Annotated in this window: 20 protein-coding genes and 1 pseudogene; 14 read left to right on the forward strand and 7 right to left on the reverse strand. The window is 58.8% G+C overall.

Translation table 11 applies throughout. The features are described 5' to 3' along the window. Positions 1–34: 34 nt before the first annotated feature. The 3 genes from PSH73_RS27010 (at position 35) to PSH73_RS12215 (ending at position 1713) form a co-directional block, all read left to right on the forward strand. Positions 35–391: an NTP transferase domain-containing protein gene (locus PSH73_RS27010; RefSeq protein WP_057959688.1), complete on the forward strand. Its 357-nt coding sequence runs from the start codon at positions 35–37 to the stop codon at positions 389–391. A 468-nt stretch (positions 392–859) separates the two neighbouring features. Beyond that, positions 860–1030 (forward strand): ribbon-helix-helix protein, CopG family, encoded by a 171-nt coding sequence (locus tag PSH73_RS12210; RefSeq protein ID WP_120733054.1) that lies wholly within the window; start codon positions 860–862, stop codon positions 1028–1030. A 95-nt stretch (positions 1031–1125) separates the two neighbouring features. Beyond that, on the forward strand, positions 1126–1713 hold the full coding sequence (locus PSH73_RS12215; RefSeq protein ID WP_057959687.1) for a hypothetical protein: 588 nt from the start codon (positions 1126–1128) through the stop codon (positions 1711–1713). Positions 1714–1754: 41 nt separating this feature from the next. On the opposite strand, the pseudogene PSH73_RS12220 reads toward PSH73_RS12215, so the two are convergent. From PSH73_RS12220 to PSH73_RS12230, 3 genes and pseudogenes are all read right to left on the reverse strand, one after another. After that, a pseudogene (locus PSH73_RS12220) lies at positions 1755–1943 on the reverse strand (transposase); the annotation flags it as partial. A gap of 107 nt (positions 1944–2050) precedes the next feature. Beyond that, on the reverse strand, positions 2051–3052 hold the full coding sequence (locus PSH73_RS12225; protein WP_169990121.1) for an aldo/keto reductase: 1002 nt from the start codon (positions 3050–3052) through the stop codon (positions 2051–2053). A gap of 94 nt (positions 3053–3146) precedes the next feature. Next, the gene (locus PSH73_RS12230) at positions 3147–3977 is read right to left on the reverse strand and encodes an oxidoreductase (RefSeq protein ID WP_186625738.1); all 831 of its coding nucleotides are present in this window, start codon (positions 3975–3977) and stop codon (positions 3147–3149) included. 130 nt (positions 3978–4107) lie between these two features. Here PSH73_RS12230 and PSH73_RS12235 point away from each other — a divergent pair, with 130 nt between their 5' ends. After that, positions 4108–5013: a LysR family transcriptional regulator gene (locus tag PSH73_RS12235; protein WP_120733062.1), complete on the forward strand. Its 906-nt coding sequence runs from the start codon at positions 4108–4110 to the stop codon at positions 5011–5013. A 313-nt stretch (positions 5014–5326) separates the two neighbouring features. Here PSH73_RS12235 and PSH73_RS12240 read toward each other — a convergent pair whose 3' ends face one another. After that, positions 5327–6241 carry a LysR family transcriptional regulator gene (locus PSH73_RS12240; RefSeq protein WP_057959684.1) on the reverse strand — a complete coding sequence of 305 codons (915 nt, stop codon included), beginning with the start codon at positions 6239–6241 and terminating at the stop codon, positions 5327–5329. Between the two features lie 247 nt (positions 6242–6488). On the opposite strand from PSH73_RS12240, the gene PSH73_RS12245 reads away from it, so the two are divergent. The 4 genes from PSH73_RS12245 (at position 6489) to pgm (ending at position 12827) form a co-directional block, all read left to right on the forward strand. After that, complete coding sequence (locus tag PSH73_RS12245; RefSeq protein WP_120733064.1) at positions 6489–7511, forward strand: zinc-dependent alcohol dehydrogenase family protein; 1023 nt, start codon at positions 6489–6491, stop codon at positions 7509–7511. 701 nt (positions 7512–8212) lie between these two features. Beyond that, the gene (locus PSH73_RS12250) at positions 8213–9622 is read left to right on the forward strand and encodes a hypothetical protein (RefSeq protein WP_305462606.1); all 1410 of its coding nucleotides are present in this window, start codon (positions 8213–8215) and stop codon (positions 9620–9622) included. A gap of 37 nt (positions 9623–9659) precedes the next feature. Continuing rightward, a complete protein-coding gene (locus PSH73_RS12255) occupies positions 9660–11066 on the forward strand; it encodes a PLP-dependent aminotransferase family protein (RefSeq protein WP_120733068.1) in 1407 nt (468 codons plus the stop codon). A gap of 114 nt (positions 11067–11180) precedes the next feature. Next, positions 11181–12827, forward strand: coding sequence for a phosphoglucomutase (alpha-D-glucose-1,6-bisphosphate-dependent) (gene pgm / locus PSH73_RS12260; protein WP_057444783.1), 1647 nt, complete (start codon positions 11181–11183; stop codon positions 12825–12827). A 130-nt stretch (positions 12828–12957) separates the two neighbouring features. On the opposite strand, the gene PSH73_RS12265 is transcribed toward pgm, so the two are convergent. After that, positions 12958–13653 (reverse strand): pirin family protein, encoded by a 696-nt coding sequence (locus PSH73_RS12265; RefSeq protein WP_057438447.1) that lies wholly within the window; start codon positions 13651–13653, stop codon positions 12958–12960. 227 nt (positions 13654–13880) lie between these two features. Between PSH73_RS12265 and PSH73_RS12270 the strand changes: the two genes are divergently transcribed. Beyond that, positions 13881–16346: a UvrD-helicase domain-containing protein gene (locus tag PSH73_RS12270; RefSeq protein ID WP_305462607.1), complete on the forward strand. Its 2466-nt coding sequence runs from the start codon at positions 13881–13883 to the stop codon at positions 16344–16346. Between the two features lie 47 nt (positions 16347–16393). Here PSH73_RS12270 and PSH73_RS12275 read toward each other — a convergent pair whose 3' ends face one another. Continuing rightward, entirely contained in the window at positions 16394–16666 is a 273-nt protein-coding gene (locus tag PSH73_RS12275; RefSeq protein ID WP_057438448.1) for a DUF1652 domain-containing protein, read from the reverse strand. Positions 16667–16923: 257 nt separating this feature from the next. On the opposite strand from PSH73_RS12275, the gene PSH73_RS12280 reads away from it, so the two are divergent. The 4 genes from PSH73_RS12280 to PSH73_RS12295 are packed head-to-tail and all read left to right on the forward strand — an operon-like array spanning position 16924 to position 20712. Next, positions 16924–17748 (forward strand): AraC family transcriptional regulator, encoded by an 825-nt coding sequence (locus tag PSH73_RS12280; protein WP_198799254.1) that lies wholly within the window; start codon positions 16924–16926, stop codon positions 17746–17748. 48 nt (positions 17749–17796) lie between these two features. After that, positions 17797–19203 (forward strand): FAD-binding oxidoreductase, encoded by a 1407-nt coding sequence (locus PSH73_RS12285; RefSeq protein WP_057959678.1) that lies wholly within the window; start codon positions 17797–17799, stop codon positions 19201–19203. 27 nt (positions 19204–19230) lie between these two features. Then, a complete protein-coding gene (locus PSH73_RS12290; protein ID WP_057438450.1) occupies positions 19231–19572 on the forward strand; it encodes a cupin domain-containing protein in 342 nt (113 codons plus the stop codon). Between the two features lie 60 nt (positions 19573–19632). Then, the gene (locus tag PSH73_RS12295) at positions 19633–20712 is read left to right on the forward strand and encodes a polyamine ABC transporter substrate-binding protein (RefSeq protein WP_186625748.1); all 1080 of its coding nucleotides are present in this window, start codon (positions 19633–19635) and stop codon (positions 20710–20712) included. 200 nt (positions 20713–20912) lie between these two features. Here PSH73_RS12295 and PSH73_RS12300 read toward each other — a convergent pair whose 3' ends face one another. Next, the gene (locus PSH73_RS12300) at positions 20913–21707 is read right to left on the reverse strand and encodes a helix-turn-helix transcriptional regulator (protein ID WP_057959676.1); all 795 of its coding nucleotides are present in this window, start codon (positions 21705–21707) and stop codon (positions 20913–20915) included. Positions 21708–21919: 212 nt separating this feature from the next. Between PSH73_RS12300 and PSH73_RS12305 the strand changes: the two genes are divergently transcribed. Continuing rightward, entirely contained in the window at positions 21920–23284 is a 1365-nt protein-coding gene (locus PSH73_RS12305) for an APC family permease (RefSeq protein WP_057444785.1), read from the forward strand. The last annotated feature ends 3 nt before the right edge of the window (positions 23285–23287 follow it).

Here is a 23287-nt window from a genome sequence, read left to right on the forward strand (position 1 = left end):
TGAATCGCCACCTCGGGTATGGGTAATACGCAGCATGGTTTCTGCCCGGGCTAGGAGCCAGGGCCTGCTAAGTGGTATACGGGCGATCGAGCACGCGGATGCATTGTCAGCGGCGAGCTTTCTTAGTGACATGCCCTGGATCACTGGCGACACTCTGCATCATCTCGTGTCAGTAGTCTCGCCTGAACGCATAGTTATTCCGACATTTAGGAGGGTGCAAGGGGCTAATTTCTTGTTAAAGCGGCAGTTCTGGCAAACGTTAAAGTTGCTTGCTGAGGACTTCGATGAAAAAGACCAATTGCAGGTGGCTCCGCACCCTGTATGGCCCCCAGAACTAAGCGATATCGATTCCCGGCGGCGTGTCGAAATCGAAGAGTTCATCGAATGGTGATCACGCCTTTAGAATTTTCATCGTTCGCTTAGCTGTACAAGTACGACGTTCTACCTTTTTTAAGCTGGTTAAATGCGAATAAAAACATCCAAGTCTACAAGCTACACATCGAGCAATATTCATCTCTGAAGCTTTTCTGTAGAGCTCCTTTGGAAAGAGATGAATCTTTAGCGCCCCTCGGGGCGCTCTTTTTACCTAGTCGGTGGAAAATATATCTACTCATGGTGCCTGCAGTTTTACATATCCCTTCTAAGCGCAAGTCCTCGCCTGGAAAAACGAATCGCAGATACCCACCCGCGTCGCCATGGTGCTTCCCGAACTGCTCCAACTGCCTGACAAAGAGCGGAAGAGCTGGCAGCGGTATATGGCCGAGCCAGAATAGCTGGACTGGCTTGCGAGGCAGCATGCACTACAATCAAAAAGCCTAGGCGGAGTGACGAAATATAGGCGCCGGAGGAGTGGACACAAATGCAAAAGAATACTGAAAGGCTGACAATCTTGATTGCCCCATCGACTAAACAGCGTCTGGAGCAGGTCGCGGAAGAAGAAGACAAAACAACGTCGCAAATCATTCGGAGGCTGATAAAGCTATACCTCATAGAAGCCGAAACTCGGAGGTTGACCGGTGAGCCGGAGTAATTTTCTTTCGGGCAAGATCGCGTTGGAGTTACATATAGGAATACTCGGCCGCTTGGCCCCAAAAACTGTACTGCTCATCAAGGATGGAACTATCTATGGAAGTGGCCTCAACTCATCCAGAGTATTTTTCGCATGTGCGCACGATTATCGGCATGGTCTTGGGCCTAAGCCTTGCGCGACTGGTAAACGGCCTGACACGCTTCGTACAGCACCCAGGAATAATTAAAGTTTATCCTGTCCACCTTGGGTGGGTGATATTCCTCTTCATCACGATCGTGCACTTTTGGTGGTACGAATTCCATTTGTCGCGGATCCCTGTCTGGACATTCCCACTCTATGGGTTCCTGCTTTTCTACGCGATGGTGTTTGCAGCGCTCACGGCATTATTGTTTCCCGACCAAATGTATGAGTACAAGGGATTCGAGGACTACTTCGAGCAGCGCAAGCGCTGGTTTTTCGGACTACTTGCCTTTGCGTTTTTGCTAGATGTTGGAGATACATTAATAAAAGGCGAGGATTACCTGTACTCACTCGGGGTCGAGTACTTGATCCGACAGATTGCGTTCGTCCTCCTTTGCATAATTGCAGTAGCAATCACTTCAAAGAAACTCCAGATGGTTTTGGTGCTCGCGGCCATTACTTATCAGGTGAGTTGGATCTTGAGGCTTTATGTCATCCTTTGACAAGGCACGCACCCGCGTGTCTCCCACGGGCGCCGCAAGCTTCGATCTGCACGCGGCGGCCCGGTAAACCACCGGTTTGAGAGCCCAAGTACCCGTGGCCTGATATGGTTCTCCACCGGGTTGTAGTCGATGGGCACGGCCTCGTCTTCCGGGTAGCGCGTCAGCGCTACCCAGCGTTTAAGTCTGTAACCCAGGGTGTTGGCCGTTGCTGATCCATTGGGCATCTGATCGAGGCTAGGCGAGAAAGTCATGCCGCAGGTTGTGCCAGAGTAGGAGTCGATCAGCGGCGATAAGCTGATACCGGCATAAGTTTGCCGGTATCTCTTTTACTGCCGCATCAGGAGAATCCAGTCACCGCATGGGGTACATATGGGGCCTCAAGGCGTTTGACTTCCTCTTCGCTCAGTACCAACTCCAGCGCAGCGATTGCGTCGTCAAGTTGGGTTGCTTTAGAGGCGCCAACGATAGGTGCTGAGACGCCACGCTTGGCTAACACCCATGCCAACGCAATTTGCGCCATAGGCACGCCTCGTTCCCCAGCAATCTGCTCAACAATGTCAATCACCCGACCGTCTTCGACTTCAGTAGCCTGGTAAAACGACTGCCCTGAGAGATCGGTTTTGGTGCGCTCGGTCTGCTGGCCGTATGGTCTGGTCAGCCTGCCGCGTGCCATCGGACTCCATGGCATCAACCCCACGCCCTGATCGAGGCAGAGTGGGATCATTTCCCGCTCTTCTTCTCGATACACCAGGTTCAGATAGTTCTGCATGGACACAAACTTGCTCCATCCGTTTGCCATGGCGACCTGCTGTGCTTTAGCGAACTGCCATGCATACATGGATGAGGCGCCGATGTACCTGGCTTTGCCTGCTTTGACGATGTCATGCAGGGCCTCCATCGTTTCTTCGATAGGCGTGTCGTAGTCCCAACGATGGATCTGGTACAGGTCGATGTAGTCAGTGCCCAAGCGAGCCAGGCTCGCATCAACGCTGGCCATGATGGCTTTACGAGAAAGACCTTTCTCGTTTGGCTTTGCGGAGCCTTCCCATTCCCTCATGTTTGCCGGGAAAAATACCTTCGTGGCGATTACGGTCTCTTCTCGACGTGTGAACTCCTTCAGCAGCTTGCCAACGATAATTTCCGACGTTCCAGCGGAGTAGCTGTTTGCTGTGTCAAAAAAGTTGATCCCTTGCTCCACTGCGTGCTTGATGATCGGTCGGCTTGCTTCCTCACCCAATGTCCAGGGATGCATGCCAGCATCAGGATCACCGAAGGTCATGCATCCAAGGCACAGTCTGGAAACATCAAGGCCCGTGCTACCAAGTTTCACGTACTTCATAAATCCTCCATCAAAACTTCGATTGGGTGGGTAGTTGCATTCGCAGCCCTCAACGCAAAAACCGAGCAAGCTCGGTTTCCATATCATTGCGTGTTTAGACTTTAAAATCGGTCGAGATAGACAGCTCTTTCCATTCAGCCAATTCAGCGTTCACAAAACGATTCTTCTCGCCAACGATGGCTACCGTGTCACTACCCATCGTCAAACGCTGTGGAGGGTTAGGTGCATTGACCAGCGTCAACATGGCTTCTGCAAACTTCAATGGATCACCGGACTGCGCGTGGTTAGCGCCCTCAGCAAACTGCCGCATTTTACCGACCGTCTCATCGTAGTCAGACAGCTCCAGCGCGGTCTTGATCAACGACTGCTCATCAAGAAAGTCGGTGCGGAAGAAACCGGGCTCAACGACCGTCACTCGAATTCCCAGAGGTGCCAATTCCTGATGCAGTGCCTCGGTAATGCCTTCCACAGCAAACTTGGTGGAGCAGTACACACCCCAACCGATAAACGACTGATATCCGCCTACAGAGGAAATATTGATGATGTGCCCGCTACGTTGCCGACGCAGGTGCGGCAGAACAGCGCGCGTCACGTTGAGCACACCGAAGACGTTTGTGGCGAACAGGCGTTCCGTCTCTTCAGCACTGGTTTCTTCAACGGCGCCCAACACGCCAAAGCCGGCGTTGTTGACGACCACGTCGATCTGGCCAAATCGCTTGATACCTTCGGCAACAGCCTGATGTGCTTCTTCTTCACTGGTTACGTCCAGGCGTACAGCCAACAGATTCGGGTGATCTCCCAAGCGACTGGTAATGTCTTGAGGCTTGCGAGCGGTAGCGATGACTGCATCACCAGCACGCAGAGCTTGTTCTGCGATGAGTGTGCCAAAACCACGAGAAGCGCCTGTAATGAACCAAGTACGCATATCAACTCCTCCTGCCAGTAGCCCGTGCGGCATTGCCGGGCCTTACTGATAAGTTGACGCAACTTTAAATGTGCATTACTGATGTGTTAATACCATGAAGGTTACTTGACTCTGTGAAAGCGGCTCACAAATGAAATCTCCATCTCCCGCCGATTTATCGATCTTTTTGAGCATCGCTCAGCATCTAAACCTGAGTAGAGCGGCGATAGATCTTGGCCTTACCCCCTCAGCATTGAGCCATTCGCTGCGAGTACTGGAGAGTCGTCTCGGCGTGCGCTTATTCAATCGGACGACTCGTAGCGTCGCCCTTACGGAGGCGGGGGAGCGGCTGTACATTCGTTTGCGGCCTGCGTTTCGAGATATCGATGATGCCCTTGAAGATCTCAATAGCTTTCGTGACAAGCCTTCTGGCAGTTTGCGCATCACCGCAGGACGCCAAGCTTGCGAATTGGTGCTGCTCCCAATTGTTAGCCCGTTTCTCCAGCAGTACCCGGATATCAGAGTAGAGATTGTCGAAAGTGATGCGTTTGTAGACGTAGTAGCTGGAGGGTTTGACGCTGGGGTGCGCTTCGGTAATCGTCTAGAAGCAGACATGGTTTCTCTGGCTATTGGGCCCAACATGCGGTCAATTGTTGTGGGGGCACCTTCGCTTTTCGAACGCCATGCTGCGCCGCAAAAACCCGAGGATTTGCATCGGCTCCCCTGTATTCGCCATCGATTTCCCAGTGGCTCGATTTATCGCTGGGAATTCGAGCGGGGGGGAATCGCCCAAGAAATCGAAGTTAACGGTCCACTCACTCTGGGTGACGTCAGCCTTATGCTCGGACCAGCCATAGATGGGCTGGGGTTGGCTTATGTCTTTGAAGGCATGGTGACTGAGTATTTAGCAGATGGGAGACTGAAACAGGTCTTAGCCGATTGGTGCCCATACTATCCAGGGTTGCACTTGTACTACCCTGGCCGGCGACATACTCCCGCTCCGCTAAAGGCATTTATTGAATTCACTCGCTCTACCCGCCAGATCAAAAATTTATAGCGTTATTATTTTTTCCAACGACCTCTGTAGTTGGCGTTCCTGGACGGAATTGTCAGGATTTCAGAGGCGCCAGAAGATCGCTTCAAGTCTACAAATTGAGGTGATCGGATAGCGCTCGACGGCGGTTTGGGAGCGGCAGCGTATGACTTTTCCGAGAAGTGGCTGTTGGACTTCAGCCTGGGGCATCCTTTTCAAACCATCCAAAGCATGCCCTCAGATTTGCCCCCAATGTAGCAATCCACTGGAAGTGAATGGATCTCCATGGCCTATGAAAAGCCAGAAATGATCAGCTAAACAGCCTGCCCGACAACGCCTAAAGACTCTCAGGGTCGCCGAAGAACATCTGTATCCGCGACCGCAACCAGCGCTCCCCCGGATCATTGTCCTGTGAACCACGCCACGCCATATGCAATTCAAAACTGCGCACCGGCAACGGCGGGTCTTCAGCCCGCAGGCCGCCTGCGGCGGTCAGGGCTTCGGCGGTGTAGTCGGGCACGGTTGCGAGGATGTCGGTGCCCGCCAGCAGGGTGCCCAGGCCGTTGAATTGCGGGACGGCCAGCACCACATGGCGCTTGCGATCGAGCTTTTCCAACTCTTCATCAATAAACCCGCTGAGGTCGCCGGCAAACGAGACCAGGGCGTGGGGGCGGGCGCAGAAATCGTCCAGGCTCAGGGAGCCGGGCACGCTGTCGGCGCGCAGCAGTTTGGGCAGGCTGCGGCGCAGCAGCTTGCGCTTGGCGTTGGCCGGCAGGTCGGCGGTGTAGCTGACGCCGATGGAGATTTCCCCGGAAGCCAGCAGGCCCGGCATCAGGATGTAATTGACGCGGCGGATCACCAGCACGATGCCCGGTGCTTCGGCGCGCAGGCGCTTGAGCAGGGGTGGCAGCAAGGCGAACTCGACATCGTCCGACAGGCCGATGCGAAACACTGCGGTGCTGGTGGCCGGATCGAATTCGGCGGCGCGGCTGACGGCGGTGGAAATCGAATCCAGGGCCGGCGAGAGCAGGGCGAAAATCTCCACCGCCCGGGCCGAGGGTTCCATGCTGCGCCCGGTGCGCACGAACAGCGGATCATCGAACAACCCGCGCAGGCGCGACAAGGCGGCGCTGATGGCCGGCTGGCCGAGGAACAACTTCTCGGCAGCGCGGGTCACACTGCGCTCATGCATCAAGGTTTCGAATACGATCAACAGGTTCAGGTCGACACGACGCAGGTCGTTACGGTTCATCTTGTGTCCTGGCAGATTCAGCGAACTTGACGTGAGCGGCCACATGATAACAATGGCCGGCATGAATCTTACGGGGAAAGGCTGGTACTCTGCACCGGCTAATTCAGATTTCCTACGCTGCCTGGGGTATTTTCCGAGGTGGCGGAATCAATGACAGACATGACGACTATTAATGGCGACTGGTGGCCTTGCCCCGAAAGCCCAGATAAAGTTCATGGCATTAGAGGTTACTTTGGCGAGGTTTGCGATGTCCCGCACGATCCGTTTTCACAAGTTTGGTCCGGCCGAGGTGCTCAAGTGCGAAGAGCATGAAGCCACGTTGCCCGCACCGGGCGAAGTGCAGGTGCGTGTCGAAGCGATTGGCATCAGCTGGTACGACATTCTCTGGCGGCAGAACCTGGCGTCTTCCCATGCGCGCTTGCCGTCGGGCCTTGGCCATGAAATGGCCGGTGTGGTGGTGGCGGTGGGCGAGGGCGTTGAAGACCTGGCCATTGGCGACAAGGTTGCCAGTTTTCCGGCCGAAAGCCCGAATGACTATCCAGTGTATGGCGAACTGATTGTCCTGCCCCGTTCAGCCCTGACCCGTTACCCGGATGTCTTGAGCCCGGTGCAGGCCAGCGTGCATTACACACCGTTGTTGATTGCCTACTTTGCCTATGTCGACCTGGCGCGGGTCAAGCCCGGGCAATTCGCCCTGGTCACGGATGCCAGCCATTGTGCCGGGCCTTCGTTCGTACAATTGGGCAAGGCCCTGGGGGCGCGGGTGATTGCCGCCACCAAGTCGCCGGACGAGCGTGAATACCTGCTGTCCCTGGGCGCGGAAAAGGTCATCGTCACTGAAGAGCAGGACTTGCTGATGCAAATCAACAAGTTCACCGAGGGACGCGGCGTGGATGTGGTGTTTGACGGCCTCGGTGGCCCCCAGATGTCGCTGTTGGGCGATGTGCTCGCACCCCGTGGCAGCCTGGTGTTGTATGGCTTGCAAGGTGGTAACCAGACCCCGTTCCCGGCCTGTGCCGCGTTCCAGAAAAACATCCAGTTCTTTGTGCACTGCATCGGCAACTTCACTGGCAAGCCGGAGTTGGGCATTGCCCAGGACCAGGCCGCATTGCAACGGGCCCTGCGCGAGATCAACCAGTTGACCGCCGACGGCATGCTGGTGCCGCTCAAGACCCGAGTGTTTGCGTTCAGCCAGTTCGTCGAAGCCCATCGCTATATGGACGAATGCCCATGTCGCGAGCGGGTGGCGTTGCAGGTTGAAGCCGTTTGATCTGTGGGAATGTTCGTAAACGGACATTTCGCCGGTGTTTGCCATGGGGCAAATACGCCATTTAGAAGGACAGGATCTCCGCACCTGCTGAATCTGCCGCCGGGATTCTTCCCCTGCAAAACCTGCCTTTAATGCCGCCGCTGCCCTGAATCCCAGAGCAGCGGCGTTTTACATGGGCACTGCGGTAAACACCGGCTCGCCAAACTGCACTGGTTTTTGCGCCGAGTCTGTATCTTTTAATCATCAAACAAGCGCTGATAATTGCCCAGTCACTTTCATCTCAAGGACTGAGCAATGATTGCAGAAATCAAATCCAAACAGCAGTTCGCTGTAACTAACAAGTCGTCTTGTATACCGGCTCAAGGACGTTGGCCTGTAGAGAGAGGCTTAAGGTGCGCGCGAACTGAATCCCGACCTTGCCCTGCACTGCATATGTCAGATCATTCTTTAATGTTTGAATTAAAGACTAGTAGGAAGTTGTAAGACCGTTCCTAAGGCGGTCATTGGGCCGCTGTAGGGGCTTTCTTCAGCAGGTGGTGGCATCTTCGTCGGGATGTTCCAACTGGCGTTTTGTTGTGCGGTGCTAACATTTAGCTATCAGCTTTAATCGCAACAGACGTCAACTCTAAGCAAACAGCAGATCGGACAGGCACGCGCAACTGCTTGCTCGGAACTGACAGTTAACCTCAGGTAGTAAAGCTATGAGCGCTATTCACGAACAAGCCATGAATTATGTTTACCAGCAGGTATTGCAACGGTTGCAGGGCTACTTCTCGCGAGCGGAGCGCACCGCACTTCAGTTATTGATTCAGCGGTTGATTGTAGCGGCAGGTGGCATCGAGCAGATCGGCGACTACAAAGTACTGGTCACCCACGGGGGCGGCAAAGGCAGCAGTTACGCACTGGCCTTCTTGCGCGCCGCCCAATTGACCATCGCCGGCCGGGCGCCGAGGAGTTTTCAATTGCGAGTCGCCACCCTGCGCCATACCGGGATGACGCAAGCGGCGCTGGACAGCATTCATCGGGGCTACAGTGCGTTGTTTTTCCACGACGACCCCAGGGTCGAGCTGCTGATGGTGGAAAACCAGGAAGTTCTGCCCTTCAACCACCTGCGCCCCGCTTCAGCAGCGGGCCAGGATATCGGCCGGCGCAACATGTTGATGATCGGGCATAAGCGTTCAGGGGATATCCGCGCCAGCGTGTGCAACGACAGATACTTGTCCCTGGGGGATTTCTATCGCCGTATCACGGCATGGGACGGTGGGGTGCACGCCCTGGTCAGCAGTGATTCGCCGCGCCAGCAGAACCAATACCTGGCGTGGCTGTTCAGGACCACCCGCGCTGCTGGCATGAAAGGCCACGCCGGCCAGCCACTGGCGCTCAATGCCCTGTTTTGCCGGATGGATGATTGCAGCGCCGGCTATTACCGCGATGTCTATGGCGAACATTACGCGTCGGAGGATAACGCTTCCAAAGAGGTGCATCGTCACCTGACCTATATCGGCGTGGCCGATCTGTTACGCGCGGCCGGGCAGGATTTCACGGCACTGCTTAACGATTTTATGGGTTACAAACAGGATGAATTCGCCTTTCAGTTCAGCACCCCGGCCTACGCCAACCCCTTGCTGATGGCGCATATGCATGGCCTGCAGGCCGAAGTGCTGCTGGGCCTTGATTATCGAGAGGGCGTCACGCGCTTTATCGAACACGCCAGCGGCTTTATGCGCCGTAAAAAAATCCCCGAATTGCTGATTGCCCAAGCCGGCACCAAGGATGGGCGCATGCTGGCGGCGATCTACGCCCGCGAGTTCTTTGGCCTGGAGGAGAGCCAACTGGTGTGCCTGTTGTTTTCACCGTTTATCCAGCAAGGACAGCGGCTGGAAGCCTTCTTGCGTCGCTGTCACCCGGGCATGCTGGTGGTGCTGCCCGAACTGCACAAAGCCCTTGAGGGCAAGGCGTCGGCAGAGCTGATCCAGCATTGGATGGTCGATACCAGCGGTTTGCCCCTGGCGCTTTTGCAGCATTTGTACGGCACCCATGTCGCGGCCAATGCGGCCTGTATCAATGTCGAGGAGCCGGCCACAGGACCGTGCGGCGTAACAGGGTACTGAGGGTGGTTGCGCGACGGCAGCCGTTGCTCGGGCAGGAATCCTCATGAGGGACGATAAACAGGCAGACTTCGCCTATCAGGCGGTGTATCGCTACATGATCAACCTGATCAATGAAGTGGGCACCGAGGGCCGGGTCAAGCTGCCGTCCTTGCGACACCTGGCAGAGCGGTTGAATGTGTCGATTTCCACCATTCAGTACGCCTACTCGCTCCTGGAAAAGGAGGGCAGGGTGTACTCGGTAGCCAAGTCCGGCTACTACGCCTTGCCCATTGCCGGTAGCACTGCGTGCTGTACCACGGGGGATTTGCTGGAACGCTTGTATGTAGGGGCACGCAGGCCGGGGATGTTGGTACTCAGTGCCGATGAGCCGGCACAGCTGTTGTCCCTGGACGCGCCGCTGCTGCAACTGGAGCGTGAACTGGTGCGCCAGTATCCGCGCCAGTTGCAACCCTATTCCCAGCCGTGTGGTATCTGGGAACTGCGTGCGGCACTGGCGGCGCGCTATACCCGTTCGCCCACACGTTGCTGGCAGGCGGATGACGTGTACATCGGCGCGGACCTGCGAGGTGTCCTGGCCATTCTGATCGAAGTGCTGGCGCTCAAAGGGGCGGCGGTGTTGGTGGAGTCGCCATGTGACTGGCTTATCCTGCGCCTGTTGCAAGATGCCGGAGTGCGTGTGATCGAGTGGCCATGCAACGAGCAGGGCAGGCTCGATCCTGCGTATCTGGAGCAGCAACTGCGGACCGAGGGGGTGCAACTGGCGCTGCTGTCCTCGACTCCAGGCCTTGCCACGGGCAACGCCTTGAGTGTGGCGGATCAGGCGCAGGTGGCCAGGTTACTGGAGCAATATGACTGCTGGCTGCTGGAAAACGACACCCATGGCGGGCTGGCGTTTGAGGCGTGCACCCGCTACCTGCGGGACCTGGTGAACCCCGAGCGGCTGATGGTGTTTTCCAGTTTCGAGAAAGCCATGGGCCCGGAGGCGCCCTATGGTTATCTACTCTCGCGGCACCTGAGCACGCCCTTGCAGCGTCAGTTCCTGTTGCGTGCGTTTCGTTTATCGTCCATTCGCCAGCGTGCGATTGCCCGGCTTTACCACAGTGGCCGCTTTGACCAGCACTTGGATGATTTGCGCATGGTGCTCAAGGAGCACGCTGCAGCGATGCAGGCACGCCTGGCCCAGCATCTGGGCGAGCGCGTGACGTACCGGACGCCGCAGGCTGGCGCCACCTTCTGGTTGCGTTCGACCGAGGCCGTGGATATGCGCCGGGTGTTCCAGAACATGCTGGCGCGCCAGGTGGTGATCGCCCCGGGCGAGTTGTTCAGCGTGACTGGCCTGTACCAGCAGCACTTTCGCTTGAGCCATGTGGTCAGCACTCATCACAGCCTGGACCTGGTGCTGGAGGAGTTGGCCCAGGCCCTCAGGCAGGGGCAGCACGGATGAATTGGTTTTGTGGGAAATATCACTGATTGTTGTGGGATAGATACCGTCGCGTGGCGGTCGAACACCCAGTAAACTGCATTCCTTTTCCGAATCCTTCTTTTCAGAGGTTTTTGCATGACTCTCAGTCCTTTTGCGGGCAAACCGGCGCCAGCTCAATTGCTGGTGGACATCCCGCGACTGGTGACGGCCTATTACACCGGCCAGCCCGATGCAGCGATCTCCACTCAGCGCGTGGCTTTCGGTACCTCCGGGCACCGTGGCAGTTCTTTTGACTTGAGCTTCAATGAGTGGCACGTATTGGCCATCAGCCAGGCCATTTGCCTGTACCGTGAGGCGCAAGGCATCAATGGCCCGCTGTTTGTCGGCCTCGACACCCACGCGCTGTCCACGCCGGCCGGCGCCAGCGCCCTGGAAGTGCTGGCCGCCAACGGTGTGCATGTGATGCTCGCCGAAGGCGATGAATACACGCCGACCCCGGCGATTTCCCACGCCATCCTCTGCTACAACCGTGGCCGTACCAGCGGGCTGGCCGACGGCATTGTCATCACGCCCTCCCATAACCCGCCCCAGAGCGGCGGCTACAAGTACAACCCGCCCAACGGCGGCCCGGCCGATACCCACGTCACCAAATGGATCGAGGCCAAGGCCAACGAACTGCTGGCGGCCAAGCTGGCCGGGGTCAAGCGCATCACCCACGCGCAGGCGCTGAAAGCCGACACCACCCATCGCCATGACTACCTCAACACCTATGTGGCCGATCTGGTGAATGTCATCGACATGGACGCCATCCGCAGCGCCGATCTGCGCCTGGGTGTGGACCCACTGGGTGGAGCAGGGGTGCGCTACTGGTCGGCCATCGCCGAGCATTACCGTCTGAACCTGGACGTGGTGAATACCGAAGTCGACCCGACCTTCCGTTTCATGAGCGTGGATTGGGATGGCCAGATCCGCATGGACCCGTCCTCCAGCTACGCGATGCAAGGCCTGATCGGCCTTAAAGAACGCTTCGATGTAGCGTTTGCCTGCGACCCCGACCACGACCGCCACGGCATCGTCACTCCGTCGGGCGGGCTGTTGGCGCCGAACAACTACCTGGCGGTGTCGATCGACTACCTGTTCCAGAACCGTCCCCAATGGCGGGCGGATGCTGCCGTGGGTAAAACCGTGGTCAGCAGTGGTTTGATCGACCGCGTGGCCGCACGCATCGGCCGCCGCCTGTACGAAGTGCCGGTAGGCTTCAAATGGTTTGCCGACGGCCTGTTCGACGGTTCCCTGGGCTTTGGCGGCGAAGAAAGCGCGGGCGCTTCGTTCCTGCGCAAGGACGGCAGCGTGTGGAGTACTGACAAGGACGGTCTGATCCCGGCCTTGCTGGCCGCAGAAATGACCTCGCGCAAAGGCCAGGACCCCAGCCAGATCTACCGTGGCCTGACCGACGCCCTGGGCGAGCCGTTCGCCATTCGGGTGGATGCCAAGGCCACGCCGGCGCAGAAGGCGCTGCTGGGCAAACTGGCACCGGAGCAGGTCACGTCCACGCAATTGGCCGGGGAGAGCATCCAGCAGATCCTCAGCCATGCGCCGGGGAATGACCAGGCGATTGGCGGGCTGAAAGTCATGACCGAAAACGGCTGGTTTGCCGCACGGCCGTCGGGCACCGAGGATATCTACAAGATCTACGCCGAGAGCTTTATTGGCGAAGATCACCTCAAGCGCCTGGTGGAAGAGGCGCAGGTGTTGGTGGATGGCGCCATCACCCCGAACTGACACACCGTTGTAAAAAATGTGGGAGCGGGCGTGCTCGCGATGGCGGTGGATCAGTCAATACATGTGTGACTGACCCACCGCCATCGCGGGCAAGCCCGCTGCCACATTGGTTTTTGAGTCTGGCTCGAGATCAGGCCAAGTCCACCAGCACCACTTCGCTGTCTTCGACCGCCGTTACCCGCAACACCCGCTCATCCTGCACTGCAACGCCGTCACGCGCCTGCGCTCGCAGACCATTGACCTCGATCACCCCGGTCGCCGGCACCAGGTACGCCCGGCGGCCTGCATCCAGGTGATACTCGGCACTTTCCCCAGCCTTCAGATTGGCCGCCACCAGGCGTGCGTCGGCACGGATCCGCAAGCTTTCATGGTCACCGTGCTTGCCGCTGGCCAAGGTCACGAACCCTTCGCGCTCACCCTTGGGAAAAGGTTTGGCGCCCCAGGAAGGGGGCAAGCCCGCTTCATTGGGAATGATCCATATCTGGAAAATCTTGGTTGCCGTGGCTTCCAGATTGTATTCGCTATGGGCGATCCCGGTACCGGCGCTCATCACCTGCACGTCGCCCGCCTCGGTGCGGCCCTTGTTGCCCAGGTTGTCGGCGTGGCTGATGGCACCTTCACGCACATAGGTGATGATTTCCATGTCCCGGTGCGGATGCTGCGGGAAGCCGGTGCCCGGCGCGATGATGTCGTCGTTCCACACCCGCAGGTTGCCCCAATGCATACGTTGCGGGTCATGGTACTCGGCGAACGAGAAGTGGTGATGAGCATCCAGCCAACCGTGATTGGCGCCGCCCAGGGAGGTAAAAGGTCGAAGTTCAAGCATGATCGTCTCCTGTTGATGGGCCTATCATCCGCCAGGGCATCATCGACAAAAAGCGTAAAAAATGCCTGATTCTTATCAGATTATTCGATTGTTTGTTCAGTCCCAAAACTAGACCCCAGCTTCAGTTCATCGCCTAACTGCATGAAGCCAAAGCAATTGGCTGGAACTGTCGGGGGATTCCGGCGACCATAGGGGCTCTGTTCGCTCAAGCCCCCGCAGGAGTCCGCGTGCCGCAACACACCCCCGATCTGCCTCCCGAACTGCGCCCCCTGGCGCAAATGCCGCTGTTCAAACGCCTGGCTGCGCGGCTGTTTGGCCATGGGTTGACGCGCCTGCGGGCCCAGCATCGTTTTTCGTGGTTGCACGGTCAGGCCGATGGCTTTCGCAGCGGGCATGAGGCCGGCGTGGAGTATGGCTACCAGGAAGGCCGGCGCGATGGCATCGAAGAGGGGCGTCAGGTTCTGTTGATTCGCGACTTCCGTAGCGATGAGCACCGCGCCCCGGGCGTGGACGACAGCCTGTTCGACGATTGGCGCCTGCCACTGACCCCCGAACTGAAAAAACGCATCAAAGCCGATGTGGCGCGCCTGCTGCCGGCCCATGCGCAGCCCAGCACGGCGCAGTGGAAGATGATCTTCAGCGATACCCCTTCAACTTCGGTGATTGCCGGGGCCGGGGCTGGCAAATCTACCTCGCTGGTCCTGCGGATCCTGCTGTTGACCCATTACCTGGGCTTTGAGCTGAGCGCCATGACCGTGGTGACCTTCACCCGCGAGTCGCGCCAGGACTTTATCCGCAAGCTCATGGAGATTCTCCACCTGTGGGGCCAACCCCTTGCTTTGAAAGAAGCCCAGGCGGTAGTGCGCACCTTTCACTCGCGCATCCTGCCTATGGTTCGTAGCCTTCCGGGCTTTGAGCGGTTGCAGGCCTTCGAAAACCTGCGCAGCGGCCTCTACGATGACGAGGCCGACAGCAACCCCTTCGACCTGCGCATCAACGATGCCCAGCGCCAGCAGCTCAATGCCTGCTACCACGGCCTCTACGGCCGGCATGCACGTTTTCGCGAGTTGATTGCACCGATGGCCCGCCATGCCTTGCAGCTCAAGGAGCTGGAGCGCGAGCACCCGGATGTGCAAAAACGCGTGGCCGTCACCGAGTTGGCGGCCAAGCGCGATGAAGAATTGTGCGATGTGATCGAGGATCTGTGGTTCCGGGCCGGCGCATGGCCGATCAAGGGCATCGAGCCGAACCGCCAGCGTGTTGAAATCAATGGTGCGTCGTTCCATTGCCATGGCTACAGCGCCGAGCTGGATGCCTGGGTGGTGCTGGGCTTCGACGCCAGGGAAAACCCACAGATCGCCCGCCCTGGGGCTAAGCTGTCGGTGCGGGCTGAATGGGCGGTAAAACGCACCCTGTTTCAAGCATTCTGCCGCAAGTCATTGATTTGGTTGGATAACTATGAATCATCCAAGCGCCTGTTGAGCAGCCTGGCGGGGGATGCCAGCTCCGGCCCCGGGTTTGATTACAAGGTCAAGGGTGAGTTGGCTTCAGCGCCATTGCTGGACTGTTTTGTGAGCGCCGCCGGCTTTATCGAGAACCTCGGCCTGGACGTGCCCACGGCGGTGGGCCAGATGAGCTTTGCCAAGGATGACCCGGACCGCGGCTTCTTCGAGGCCCTGAGTATTTTCTGGAAGGCCCTGGAAGATCATCTGCTGGACCAGTCGCCGCCGATCATGACCTACAACCGCATGTTTTCGCTGTTTGGCGAGAACACGCCAGAAAACCTCAAGCTGCTCGGCGACGGGCTGTTGCGCCCGCTGTCGCACTTGATGATCGACGAATTCCAGGATGTCTCGCCACAGATCGTATCGTGGATCCGCGCCAGCCTGCGCGAGATCCGCAGCCGTGGGCCGGCGCTGCATGTGGGGCGCGCGGCCCAGCATTCTTCGCTGCTCTGTGTCGGTGATGACTGGCAGTCGATCTATGGCTGGCGCGGCAGTTCGCCCAAGTACTTCATGGAGTTCAACAAGGAGTTTCCGTCGCCGACCACCACGCGGGTGATGCTCGGGGAGAACTTCCGCAGTCATCAGCACATCATTGATGCGGCCGAACATATCGTTAAAGCCGCACCGGCAATCAGCGGCAAGAAGGCCAAGGCCAGCGGCGCAGCCAGGGCGCTGGTGCCGGTACAGGTGCTGGATCGTGACGAGGCGGGCCTGGCGCAGCAGTTGCTGGCGCACTATCAACGGGGCGAATCGGTATTGATGTTGTATCGAAAAAGCAGCGATAAGCTATTGATTCAGGAGCATATTCAGTCTGTAGTTAACCTTGATTCTAGCTTGCCGCCGGGCATGCGCCGCTTTAAGCAACTGACCTACCACAGCGCCAAGGGGCTACAGGCGGATGCTGTGTTTTTGCTCGGCGACTGCCAGCACCTGACCCGTTCGCCCTACAAGAACCAGGTGTACCGCATGGCCGGCCTTGGCAAGGACGGGGATGCCGAGCCTTACGACAATGCGCAAAAAGACGAAGTGCTGCGCCTGGCCTATGTCGGGATTACCCGGGCGGTGAGCCATTGCTATTGGTATGTCGAAGGGCAGGATGGCCAGGTGGGGCATGCGCCCAGAGCGTCGGATCGGGTGGCGGGGGGCAAGGCGTTCTTTGATGATCGCCGCGCCATTAAAGCGCAATAAATCAAATGTGGCAGATGTCTCGCCGGGCGAGACAGCTCCCACACCCTTCAGGCCTGCAGCAACTTTGGCCGCACAAACGATTCCAGCTCAGCCTCGATCGCCTCGATAATCCGCTCCACATCCGTGGCATTCATCACCGTGGCGCAGGGAATGCCAGCGATGGCAATCAGGGTTTCACCACTCTCTCGGTCAAACAGGCGCGCAATCAGGCTGCCGGGTGCGTCCATGCTGCCTTCAAAACCGACCGGATGAAAATGCCAGCGCATCAACTGACATGCGTTGGGGAACGTCACTTTGTTCATGTGGCCCACCTTGTTCATTGAGCACTTCCTTTAGCTCGCGGCAAGGGTGTCAGAACCATCAATGGTGCTGACTGTGAAGCTTAAAAAATAGCACTCACTTGCAGTGAGCAGCGGAGTTTTTTCTATCCGTTCGGCAGTTGCTTGCAAGAAGTTTGACGTGGGTCATGTCTTACAAATACTTAGGCAAAAGGCCACCACTTAAAACTGTCACGTTGCCATTGAAGCCCTTGGTAAAGTTGTGCAAGCTCCAGGCTTTAGCCGTTTTCGAGCGTTGTATGCCACAGACCGTCCCGGCCGATAGCCCGCAACAGACGCAAGCGACTGCCGAGGTGGTGTTGCGCCATCATCTTTGCTGGAAACACCGGGACCTGGACGGGGTGATGGCGCACTATCACCCGGATATCCAGTACCACGACTTCTTCCAGAACCGCGTGGTGTGCTTCGACCAGTTGCGTGAGTACCTGCAAGCCAGCATGCCCCGCGACCCCGACGAAGGCATTGAACACACCGACCGCATTCGCACCGACGGCGATACCGCCTTTATCCAGTATCGCGTGACCTTGCGTGGCGGCCAGGGCCTGGTGTCGTTTCGCACCAGTGAGGCGATCACCGTGCGCGACGGGCTGATCTGGCGCGTCAACGAATACGCGTCCCTGGTGCACGAGCCCGCCACCAGCCGTTCCCAGTCCCAGGCCACGCGGCCGACCGTCAGTCGCCTGGGCCTGTCGCCACAGCAACTGAGTTACCTGGCCAACGATCTGCAGCAGTACTTCCAGCGCCAGCAACCCTATCTCGACCCGGAACTGGACCTGCAGCGGGTGGCCAAGGAATGTGGCTACAGCCGCAACCAGATTTCCTATCTGCTCAACCAGGTGCTGGGGCAGAGCTTCTACCGCTACGTCAACCAGGCCCGCCTGCAGCATTTACTGGCGGCGCTGGACGGCGCCACGCCGCCGATCCGTATCGACGAGCTGGCGTTTGCCGCCGGTTTCAATTCCTTGTCGGCGTTTTACAGCTGTTTCCGCCAGCACACTGGCTTGTCGCCCAAGGCCTACGTCAAACAAATTTCCCTGCGTGCACGCGCGCAAGACGACGACTGAAGCCAGGCACTAGGATCACGCCATCGACGTTTGGTGGTGGAGTTCGGCATGCCGGCATGGCGCAAGATCAGTTTATGGATGGACCAGCTGCAAGAGCCGCTGGAGGCGCGTGCGTCCCTCGGGCAGGACCTGGATGTCGATGTGGCCATTATTGGCGCCGGCTACACCGGGTTGTGGACCGCCTATTACCTCAAGCGCCACGCGCCGCAGCTCAAGGTGGTGATCATCGAGGCGCAGACCGCCGGTTTTGGCGCTTCCGGGCGCAACGGTGGCTGGCTGATGGGCAATCTGCTGGGCGAAGATCGCTTGCTGGCAGGGCTGCCCGCCGAGCAGCGCCGGGCCTCGTTTGACCTGCTGCACGGCATCCCCGATGAAGTCGGGCAGGTGTTGCAGCGCGAAGGTATCGACTGCGACTACCGCAAAGGCGGCGCACTGCACTGCGCCGCCCGGTACCCCGAGCAGGAAGCCAGCCTGCGCGAATACCTGGCCAAACTGCATGGCCAGGGCCTGACCGACGACGACTATCGCTGGCTCAGCCCCGAACAACTGGCCGGGCAAATCCGCATCGCCTCGGCCTATGGTGCGGTCTACACCCCCCACGTCGCGACGATCCACCCGGCCAAGCTGGTGCGCGGGTTGGCGCGGGTGGTCGAGGCCATGGGCGTGGCGATCTACGAGAACAGCCCGGTCACCCACTGGCAATCCGGCAGTCTGCGCACCGAGCAGGCCCAGGTCCGCGCCTCGTGGGTGGTGCCGGCGGTGGAGGGCTATGCGCCGACGCTCAAGCCCCTGGGCCGCTATCAACTGCCGGTGCAGAGCCTGATCGTCGCCACCGAACCCCTGCCGGCCAGTACCTGGGAGGAAATCGGCCTGAATCAAGGCCAGGCCTTCGGTGAAAGCAGCCGCCAGGTCACGTACGGCCAGCGCACCGCCGATAACCGCCTGGTGTTCGGGGCCCGCGGTGGCTATCAGTTTGCCGGCAAGCTGCGCCACAACTTCGACCTCACCGACAGCGAAGTGGAACTGCGCCGCTACCTGTTCTGCGAGCTGTTCCCGCAACTCAAGCATGTGCGGGTCACCCACTCCTGGGGCGGCAACCTCGGTATGTCGCGGCGCTTCCGGCCGCACATGCTGTGCGACCAACAGAGTGGCATCGCCTTGTCCGGCGGGTATGGCGGGGAGGGCGTGGGCGCCAGCAACCTGGGTGGCCGGACCCTGGCCGACCTGATCCTGGGGCGCGACACGCCGTTGGTCCAGCAGCCATGGGTGTTGCGCGACGGCGGCCTGAGTGCCCTCCGGGGCTGGGAGCCGGAGCCGTGCCGCTGGTTGGGCTACAACGCCATCATTCGCAGTTTTGTCCATGAGGACCAGACCCTGGCCGACCCGAACACCGCGCCCTGGCGGCGCAAGCTGGCCAGTGGGATTGCCGGTTTCATGGAAGGTTTCATGCACTAAGTCGCTTCAATCACCACAGGTATGACCATGAGCATTACCCAATTCAAAGACACCCTTAACCGCCACTTGCCGGACTCAAACCCGGTCGCCGTGCCCCTGGGCACCCCGGTTGCCGTGGCCTCCACCCTCAGCGTAGAGCGCAACGACGGCGTCGAAACCGGTATCTGGGAATGCACCCCGGGCCGCTGGCGGCGCCAGATCGTGGCCCAGGAGTTCTGCCACTTTATCCAGGGCCGCTGCACCTTCACCCCCGATGACGGCGAAACCCTGCATATCGAAGCCGGCGATGCACTGATGTTGCCGGCCAACAGCACGGGCATCTGGGATATCCAGGAGACCGTACGCAAGACCTATGTGTTGATCCTCTAATCTTTTGATCCTTGATCGCCTGCCATAAAAACAGCCCTATAACCGCCAGGAAATCGAACCATGAGACCCATTGCCCTGTTGCCCTTGATGTTGGTGGCGTCCCTGACCCAGGCCGCCGAGACGGTGAAAATCTACAACTGGTCGAGCTACATCGCGCCGGACACCACCAAGAACTTCCAGAAGGAAACCGGGATCGGTTTCAGCTACGACGTGTACGACAGCAACGAGACCCTGGACGGCAAGTTGATGACCGGTAACTCGGGCTACGACGTGGTGTTCCCGTCCAACCACTTCATGGCCCGGCAGATCCAGGGCGGGGCCCTGAAAAAGCTCGACAAGAGCCAGCTGCCGAACTGGAAAAACCTCAACCCGGTGCTGCTCAAGGCCCTGCAAACCAATGACCCGGGCAATGAACACGGCTTCCCGTACCTGTGGGGCAGCACCGGCATCGGCTACAACATCGACAAGGTCAAGGCAGTGCTGGGCGACGACGCGCCGGTCAACTCCTGGGACTTGATCTTCAAGCCCGAATACATGGAAAAACTCAGTAAGTGCGGGGTGGCGATCCTCGACAACGGCCCGGAACTACTGCCTATTGCCCTGAATTACCTGGGCTTGCCGCACCACAGCAAGAACCCCGAAGACTATAAAAAGGCCGAGGCGCTGTTGATCAAAGTGCGGCCGTACATTGCCTACTTCCACTCCTCGAAATACACCGGCGACCTGGCCAATGGCGACATCTGCGTGGCAGTGGGTTTTTCGGGTGACGTGCTGCAGGCCGAAAGCCGCGCCAAGGAAGCCAAGAATGGCGTGAAGATCGGCTACAACATCCCCAAGGAAGGCGCCGCGATCTGGTTCGACATGGTCGCCATGCCCGCCGATGCCCCGGATGAGAAGGCCGGCTATGCCTTTATGAACTACCTGCTGCGCCCGGACGTGATGGCCGACATCACCAACTTCGTGCACTACGCCAACGGCAACAGCGCCGCCGACAGCCTGGTAGACCCGTTGATCAAGAGCGACACCAAGGTGTACCCGAGCGAGGAAATGATGGGCAAGCTCTTCGCCCTCGAAGCCATGCCGATGAAGATCGACCGTGTTCGCACGCGGATATGGAACACTATCCGTACCGGGCGCTAAGGCAGCACGCTTAGCCTGGAGGGGGCTGGAGTGTCAGGTTAGATAAATGTGACTGACACACCGCCCGCTCCCACAGGGGGAACTCGGCGAGCAGAGAATTGTGTCCACACCACAAGTCAAATGTGGGAGCTGGCTGGCCTGCGATAGCGGTAGGCCAGTCGACACATCCTTACTTGATCCACCACTCCCGCGTGCCTGCCCTATGGGTTATCCAGGTCATGCCCCAACGACTGGATAAACAACGAAAACAACTCCGGCTGCGACGAGATATCCAGCTTGGCGTACAGGTGCCGGCGATGCACCTTGACCGTGTCCGGCGAGATGCTCAGGCGTTCGGCCATGGCCTTGGATGAGAACCCGCGCAATACCAGGCGGGCGATTTCCAGTTCGCGCTCGGACAACACCCCACTGCCAAAATGGCTCAACGCATCGCGAATCTGGCTGGCCATGGCCTCGCCGGCCGGTGCGCGCCGGGTGCTCTGCTGCCAGTGCTGCTGCATCAGTGGCAGCACCCACGCCGCCAGCAGGGTCAGCAGCCCGGTTTCAGACGCGGTAAACACCCGCTGCATCCCCAGGGACAACGACAAGGTGCCCACCCCCGGCAGTTGCAGGATGAACTGCACCTCATCCTCCAGCACATTGTCGTGAAAGTAATTGAGGAAGTACTCGCTCTGGCGGAAATGGTCCGGCGCCACCTCTTCCAGGCGATACACGCCGCTGGCATAGCCTTCACGGCAGGCCTGAAAGAACGGGTCGAGCAAGTACAAACCATTGAGGTACACCAGCATCGACGCCGGTTTGCTGGTGGGCTGCGCGTCGTACTCCTCCAGCGCCTGGGGCGGGCCATCCAGCGGGTAGAAGATTGCCAGGGCGTTATCGAACGCCAGGTTCTGGTGCAGCAGCAACACCAGTTGCTTCCAGAAACGCTCGGTGCCAATTTGCGACACCGTCCGACCCAGCCCCGCATGCATGCCGATTTCCCTGAACAGGCTCATGTGATGGGTTCCGATGGCTGAAAGATCGGCCAAGGGTTCGGCTTTTGCACGAGCCCGTCAAGGGGAGTACTCCAATAGGGGAATTGGCGGGTGCCGGCGCAGCGCCTAGATTCCCTGGCATTCAGCGGGAAACATATCCCGCACACGCATTCCCTTTTCGTTCCTGCCTCAACCAGCTTTCCAATAAAAAGAATAACCACGAGGATAACGACATGAGCGCAACCCCCGCACCCGATGGCGTGCTGAAACCTACCTTGAGTGTGTTCGATGTGGTGGCCATTACCGTTTCGGCGGTAACTCCGGCCAGTTCCGTATTTGTTATTGCACCGTTCGCGATCCAGCAAGCGGGCAGCGGGGTGTTCCTGGCATTTGTGATGGCTGGGCTACTGGCGCTGATGTTTGCCTTTTGCTACGCGGAACTGGGGCGTGCCCATAACAGTGCCGGTGGCGAATACGTGTACGCCAAGCGCGTGTTTGGCGGCATGGCCGGCTACGCGACGTTCCTCACGGTACTGGTGATGCTGCTGTTTATCCCGCCAGTCCTGGCCACCGGCGCCGCGACCTACCTCAATAACGCCCTGGGCACGAAATTCGATTCACAAACCGTGGCCCTGGTGATTGTGGTGTGCAGTTACGCCCTGGGCATTCTCAATATCAAGCTCAACGCCTGGATCACCGGCACTTGCCTGCTGTTGGAAGTGGCGGCGTTGCTGGTGATTGTGTTTATCGGCTTTGGCAACCCGGTACAGCCGGCCAGTGTGCTGTTCCAACCGCAGATCGTCGAAAACGGCGTGCTGCACCTGGCGCCCTGGGCCCTGGTGATCGGCGCGGTGGGCATCGGCCTGTTCTCGTTCAACGGCTACGGCCCGGCGGTGCTGCTGGCCGAAGACATGAAATGCGGCGGCAAGGGCGTGCACAAGGCGGTGCTGTGGTCCCTGGGCCTGGTGGTGGTGATCGAGTTGGTGCCAATCACCGCGCTGTTGATCGGCGCCCCGTCCCTGAGCGAGATGATCAGCAGCCCGGACCCCATCGGCTACCTGCTGACCAGCCATGGTAATGAAACCCTGTCACGCCTGGTCAGCGCCGGGATCTTCCTCTCGGTGTTCAACGCCATCGTTGCCATCGTGATCCAGATCGGCCGGGTGGTGTTCAGCAGCGGCCGCGATGCGCTGTGGACGCCGACCATCAATAAACTCTTCACCCGCATCCACCCACGCTGGGATTCGCCATGGCTGGCCACGCTGTTCCTGGCGATCCCATCGGCACTGCTCAGCTTCAGCTCCAACCTGGCAGACCTGACGTCCTTCAGCGTGTTGTTGATCATGCTGGTGTACCTGATCGTCGCCCTGAGCGCGCTGATGAGCCGGGTGCTGTTGCGCGACCGCGAGCACCCGTACCGCATGCCCCTGTGGCCGGTGCCGGCACTGCTGGCCGTGGCGGGCGCGGGTTATCTGTTATTTACCTTGTTTAGCGCGGCGTCCATGCGCGACATCATGATTATCATCGGCCTGCTGGCCTTGTCGGTGATCCTGTACTGCATCAGCGGCCGGTCGAGTCCGGCGTTTCAGAAACTGTAAGGA

This window comes from Pseudomonas sp. FP2294 (genome assembly GCF_030687625.1).
GTDB lineage: Bacteria > Pseudomonadota > Gammaproteobacteria > Pseudomonadales > Pseudomonadaceae > Aquipseudomonas > Aquipseudomonas shahriarae.

Bases quoted from the DNA above. Each gene is read 5' to 3' on its own strand.
- PSH73_RS12275 (WP_057438448.1), bottom strand. From the start codon at position 16,666: ATGAACAAGGTGGGCCACATGAACAAAGTGACGTTCCCCAACGCATGT.
- PSH73_RS12280 (WP_198799254.1), top strand. From the start codon at position 16,924: ATGCCACAGACCGTCCCGGCCGATAGCCCGCAACAGACGCAAGCGACT.
- PSH73_RS12300 (WP_057959676.1), bottom strand. From the start codon at position 21,707: ATGAGCCTGTTCAGGGAAATCGGCATGCATGCGGGGCTGGGTCGGACG.
- PSH73_RS12250 (WP_305462606.1), top strand. From the start codon at position 8,213: ATGAGCGCTATTCACGAACAAGCCATGAATTATGTTTACCAGCAGGTA.
- PSH73_RS12290 (WP_057438450.1), top strand. From the start codon at position 19,231: ATGAGCATTACCCAATTCAAAGACACCCTTAACCGCCACTTGCCGGAC.
- PSH73_RS12245 (WP_120733064.1), top strand. From the start codon at position 6,489: ATGTCCCGCACGATCCGTTTTCACAAGTTTGGTCCGGCCGAGGTGCTC.
- PSH73_RS12225 (WP_169990121.1), bottom strand. From the start codon at position 3,052: ATGAAGTACGTGAAACTTGGTAGCACGGGCCTTGATGTTTCCAGACTG.
- PSH73_RS12230 (WP_186625738.1), bottom strand. From the start codon at position 3,977: ATGCGTACTTGGTTCATTACAGGCGCTTCTCGTGGTTTTGGCACACTC.
- PSH73_RS12210 (WP_120733054.1), top strand. From the start codon at position 860: ATGCAAAAGAATACTGAAAGGCTGACAATCTTGATTGCCCCATCGACT.
- PSH73_RS12265 (WP_057438447.1), bottom strand. From the start codon at position 13,653: ATGCTTGAACTTCGACCTTTTACCTCCCTGGGCGGCGCCAATCACGGT.
- PSH73_RS12295 (WP_186625748.1), top strand. From the start codon at position 19,633: ATGAGACCCATTGCCCTGTTGCCCTTGATGTTGGTGGCGTCCCTGACC.
- pgm (WP_057444783.1), top strand. From the start codon at position 11,181: ATGACTCTCAGTCCTTTTGCGGGCAAACCGGCGCCAGCTCAATTGCTG.
- PSH73_RS27010 (WP_057959688.1), top strand. From the start codon at position 35: ATGGTTTCTGCCCGGGCTAGGAGCCAGGGCCTGCTAAGTGGTATACGG.
- PSH73_RS12285 (WP_057959678.1), top strand. From the start codon at position 17,797: ATGCCGGCATGGCGCAAGATCAGTTTATGGATGGACCAGCTGCAAGAG.
- PSH73_RS12240 (WP_057959684.1), bottom strand. From the start codon at position 6,241: ATGAACCGTAACGACCTGCGTCGTGTCGACCTGAACCTGTTGATCGTA.
- PSH73_RS12305 (WP_057444785.1), top strand. From the start codon at position 21,920: ATGAGCGCAACCCCCGCACCCGATGGCGTGCTGAAACCTACCTTGAGT.
- PSH73_RS12235 (WP_120733062.1), top strand. From the start codon at position 4,108: ATGAAATCTCCATCTCCCGCCGATTTATCGATCTTTTTGAGCATCGCT.
- PSH73_RS12215 (WP_057959687.1), top strand. From the start codon at position 1,126: ATGGAAGTGGCCTCAACTCATCCAGAGTATTTTTCGCATGTGCGCACG.